Below are 5,189 nucleotides of genomic sequence, written 5' to 3'. Positions count from 1 at the left end.
GGAGATTTAAAACACGACGCCCGCTTCATTATTTAAAGCGGGCGTCGTGTTTTAAAAAGAAGAGCCTGACAATTACCTACTTTCACACGGGCAATCCGCACTATCATCGGCGTGGAGTCGTTTCACGGTCCTGTTCGGGATGGGTAGGGGTGGGGCCAACTTACTATAGTCATCAGGCAAAAAACTGTTGTTACGCTATAGCGCGTAACTAGTCTGGGGTAAAAGCAGTTAGTAGATAATAGCACAACATCAAAACGGACCAGTTATAGGATCAAGCCTTACGGGCAATTAGTATCGGTTAGCTTAACGCATTACTGCGCTTACACATCCGACCTATCAACGTCCTAGTCTTGAACGACCCTTCAAGGGGATCAAGTCCCCGGGGAAGTCTCATCTTGAGGCAAGTTTCCCGCTTAGATGCTTTCAGCGGTTATCTCTCCCGAACATAGCTACCCGGCGATGCCACGGGCGTGACAACCGGTACACCAGAGGTTCGTCCACTCCGGTCCTCTCGTACTAGGAGCAGCCCCTCTCAAACTTCCAACGCCCACGGCAGATAGGGACCAAACTGTCTCACGACGTTTTAAACCCAGCTCACGTACCTCTTTAAATGGCGAACAGCCATACCCTTGGGACCGGCTACAGCCCCAGGATGAGATGAGCCGACATCGAGGTGCCAAACACCGCCGTCGATATGAACTCTTGGGCGGTATTAGCCTGTTATCCCCAGAGTACCTTTTATCCGTTGAGCGATGGCCCTTCCATACAGAACCACCGGATCACTATGACCTGCTTTCGCACCTGCTTGACTTGTCGGTCTCGCAGTTAAGCACGCTTATGCCATTGCACTATCAGCACGATTTCCGACCGTACTTAGCGTACCTTCGTACTCCTCCGTTACACTTTGGGAGGAGACCGCCCCAGTCAAACTGCCTACCATGCACGGTTCCCGAACCCGCTTCAGGGTCCTAGGTTAGAACCTCAAACAAACCAGGGTGGTATTTCAAGGACAGCTCCATGCGAACTAGCGTTCACACTTCAAAGCCTCCCACCTATCCTACACAGATTTGTTCAAAGTCCAATGCAAAGCTACAGTAAAGGTTCATGGGGTCTTTCCGTCTAGCCGCGGGTAGATTGCATCATCACAAACACTTCAACTTCGCTGAGTCTCGGGAGGAGACAGTGTGGCCATCGTTACGCCATTCGTGCAGGTCGGAACTTACCCGACAAGGAATTTCGCTACCTTAGGACCGTTATAGTTACGGCCGCCGTTTACCGGGACTTCAATCAAGAGCTCGCACCCCATCATTTAATCTTCCGGCACCGGGCAGGCGTCACACCCTATACGTCCACTTTCGTGTTTGCAGAGTGCTGTGTTTTTATTAAACAGTCGCAGCCACCAGTTTATTGCAACCCTTTGACCCTGCTGGCGCTAGCCAGTTAGGCTAATAGGGCGTACCTTATCCCGAAGTTACGGTACCAATTTGCCGAGTTCCTTCTCCCGAGTTCTCTCAAGCGCCTTAGAATACTCATCCCGCCCACCTGTGTCGGTTTGCGGTACGGTCTTGTTAGACTGAAGCTTAGAGGCTTTTCTTGGGACCACTTCTAATTGCTTTGCAGCTTAAAACTGCTCGCCCCACACCCTTGAATTATGTACCCGGATTTGCCAGAGCACCTTCTTTAATGTAGGGACCGGGACTTCCGACACCCGGACAACCTTCCGCGATCCGTCCCCCCATCGCATCTAACAATGGTGCAGGAATATTAACCTGCTTTCCATCAGCTACGCATTTCTGCCTCGCCTTAGGGACCGACTCACCCTACGCCGATGAACGTTGCGTAGGAAACCTTGGGCTTACGGCGAGGAGGCTTTTCACCTCCTTTATCGCTACTCATGTCAGCATTCGCACTTCCGATACCTCCAGCACACTTTTCAGTGTACCTTCGCAGGCTTACGGAACGCTCTCCTACCATACGCACTTACGCACGTATTCGCAGCTTCGGTAATTAGCTTAGCCCCGTTACATCTTCCGCGCAGGACGACTCGATCAGTGAGCTATTACGCTTTCTTTAAAGGATGGCTGCTTCTAAGCCAACCTCCTGACTGTTTTTGCCTTCCCACTTCGTTTCCCACTTAGCTAATTTTAGGGACCTTAGCTGGCGATCTGGGTTGTTTCCCTTTTGACGTCGGACGTTAGCACCCGGCGTCTGTCTCCCGTGATTACACTCTTCGGTATTCGGAGTTTGCTATGACGAAGTAATCCGCAATGGACCCCTCAACCATGACAGTGCTCTACCCCCAAAGGTGATACACGAGGCACTACCTAAATAGTTTTCGGAGAGAACCAGCTATTTCCAAGTTTGTTTGGCCTTTCACCCCTATCCACAGCTCATCCCCTAACTTTTCAACGTTAGTGGGTTCGGTCCTTCAGTGCGTGTTACCGCACCTTCAACCTGGCCATGGATAGATCACTTGGTTTCGGGTCTACGCCCAACAACTTATTGCCCTATTCGGACTCGCTTTCGCTACGCCTCCCCTATCGGTTAAGCTTGCTATTGAACGTAAGTCGCTGACCCATTATACAAAAGGTACGCCGTCACCCTTTACAAGGCTCCGACTGTTTGTATGCATGTGGTTTCAGGATCTATTTCACTCCCCTCTCGGGGTTCTTTTCACCTTTCCCTCACGGTACTAGTTCACTATCGGTCGATCACGAGTATTTAGCCTTGGAGGATGGTCCCCCCATCTTCAGACAAGATTTCACGTGTCCCGTCTTACTTATCGTACCCTTAGTTCCACACTTTAGTTTTTACTTACAAGGCTATCACTTACTGCGGCCGCTTTTTCCAAAGCGTTCAGTTAACTAGAGAGTTACATGGTACAGGCTGATCCCATTTCGCTCGCCACTACTCTGGGAATCTCGGTTGATTTTTTTTCCTACGGCTACTTAGATGTTTCAGTTCGCCGCGTTCGCTTCACATGATCTATAGATTCAATCACGGATGACCTATGTAGGTCGGGTTACCCCATTCAGACATCTGCGGATTATAGCTTGTTTACCAGCTCCCCGCAGCTTTTCGCAGGCTACTACGTCTTTCTTCGCTTGTGATCGCCAAGGCATCCACCACATGCACTTACTTGCTTGATCCTATAACAAGTCCGTTTTGCAACGAGCAAGTTATGGGTGAGCTTTGTGCTGTGCCATACTTTTTGAGTATTTTGAGTTACTCAAGAAAATAAATTCTCTACCCATCTATTTTTGCATCCATCTCAAGATGCTCTAATAGATATACTGCTTTTTCCAGATTTTTAAAGAACGTTACAGCTAACAAAAAATTCTTGATACACAGATTTAATTACTAATACTCAAACTTGAATACTTGCAATTAAACAGTGGTGGAGGCAGACGGAATCGAACCGACGACCCCCTGCGTGCAAAGCAGGTGCTCTCCCAGCTGAGCTATGCCCCCAAGCTTCTTGGGTTTGATATTTATTTGCTAGACACGCATGGTGGGTCCGGTTGGATTTGAACCAACGACCCCCGCCTTATCAAGACGGTGCTCTAACCGACTGAGCTACAGACCCTTTGTCTGTCCCCCGTGACTTTACAGCCGATAAGTGTGGGTACTTGCAGATAGACATTTTCTCTAGAAAGGAGGTGATCCAGCCGCACCTTCCGATACGGCTACCTTGTTACGACTTCACCCCAGTCATGAATCCTACCGTGGTAACCGTCTTCCTTGCGGTTAGACTAGCCACTTCTGGTAAAACCCACTCCCATGGTGTGACGGGCGGTGTGTACAAGACCCGGGAACGTATTCACCGCGACATGCTGATCCGCGATTACTAGCGATTCCAGCTTCATGCAGTCGAGTTGCAGACTACAATCCGGACTACGATCGGTTTTCTGGGATTAGCTCCCCCTCGCGGGTTGGCAACCCTCTGTTCCGACCATTGTATGACGTGTGAAGCCCTACCCATAAGGGCCATGAGGACTTGACGTCATCCCCACCTTCCTCCGGCTTGTCACCGGCAGTTTCCTTAGAGTGCTCTTGCGTAGCAACTAGGGACAAGGGTTGCGCTCGTTGCGGGACTTAACCCAACATCTCACGACACGAGCTGACGACAGCCATGCAGCACCTGTGCGCCGATTCTCTTTCAAGCACCTCTACTTCTCAGTAGAGTTTCGACCATGTCAAGGGTAGGTAAGGTTTTTCGCGTTGCATCGAATTAATCCACATCATCCACCGCTTGTGCGGGTCCCCGTCAATTCCTTTGAGTTTTAATCTTGCGACCGTACTCCCCAGGCGGTCAACTTCACGCGTTAGCTACGTTACTAAGGAAATAAATCCCCAACAACTAGTTGACATTGTTTAGGGCGTGGACTACCAGGGTATCTAATCCTGTTTGCTCCCCACGCTTTCGTGCATGAGCGTCAGTATTGACCCAGGAGGCTGCCTTCGCCATTGGTATTCCTCCACATCTCTACGCATTTCACTGCTACACGTGGAATTCTACCTCCCTCTGCCATACTCTAGACTGCCAGTCACCTATGCAGTTCCCGGGTTAAGCCCGGGGATTTCACATTGGTCTTAGCAAACCACCTGCGCACGCTTTACGCCCAGTAATTCCGATTAACGCTCGCACCCTACGTATTACCGCGGCTGCTGGCACGTAGTTAGCCGGTGCTTATTCTTCCGGTACCGTCATCCAATTTAGGTATTAACTAAATTGCTTTCTTTCCGGACAAAAGTGCTTTACAACCCGAGGGCCTTCTTCACACACGCGGCATTGCTGGATCAGGGTTTCCCCCATTGTCCAAAATTCCCCACTGCTGCCTCCCGTAGGAGTCTGGGCCGTGTCTCAGTCCCAGTGTGGCTGACCGTCCTCTCAGACCAGCTACAGATCGTCGCCTTGGTAAGCCTTTACCCTACCAACTAGCTAATCTGCCATCGGCCGCTCTTTGAGCGCGAGGCCCGAAGGTCCCCCGCTTTTCTCTTGAGAGTGTATGCGGTATTAATTCGGCTTTCGCCGGGCTATCCCCCACTCTAAGACACGTTCCGATGTATTACTCACCCGTTCGCCACTCGCCGCCAGGCCGAAGCCCGCGTTGCCGTTCGACTTGCATGTGTAAGGCATGCCGCCAGCGTTTAATCTGAGCCAGGATCAAACTCTTTAGTTTAAACCT

General features: G+C 50.5%; 2 tRNA genes and 3 rRNA genes. All 5 read right to left on the bottom strand.

From position 1 onward, the window contains the following. Positions 1-63 precede the first annotated feature (63 nt). Positions 64-177 (bottom strand): 5S ribosomal RNA (rrf, locus tag K0T93_RS00440). A gap of 90 nt (positions 178-267) precedes the next feature. Next, positions 268-3,149: ribosomal RNA gene (locus tag K0T93_RS00435) — 23S ribosomal RNA — on the bottom strand. A 246-nt stretch (positions 3,150-3,395) separates the two neighbouring features. Continuing rightward, a tRNA-Ala gene (locus K0T93_RS00430) sits at positions 3,396-3,471 on the bottom strand. Positions 3,472-3,509: 38 nt separating this feature from the next. Beyond that, positions 3,510-3,586: transfer RNA gene (locus tag K0T93_RS00425), tRNA-Ile, on the bottom strand. Positions 3,587-3,652: 66 nt separating this feature from the next. Next, positions 3,653-5,183 (bottom strand): 16S ribosomal RNA (locus K0T93_RS00420). Together the 16S, 23S and 5S rRNA genes with 2 tRNA genes alongside form the textbook arrangement of a ribosomal RNA operon. Between the last annotated feature and the right edge of the window lie 6 nt (positions 5,184-5,189).

The organism is Candidatus Vallotiella sp. (ex Adelges kitamiensis) (assembly GCF_020342435.1).
Lineage (GTDB): Bacteria > Pseudomonadota > Gammaproteobacteria > Burkholderiales > Burkholderiaceae > Mycetohabitans.
The sequence above is the reverse complement of the archived record's forward strand: the minus strand, read 5'-3'. Positions and strand labels throughout refer to the sequence as shown.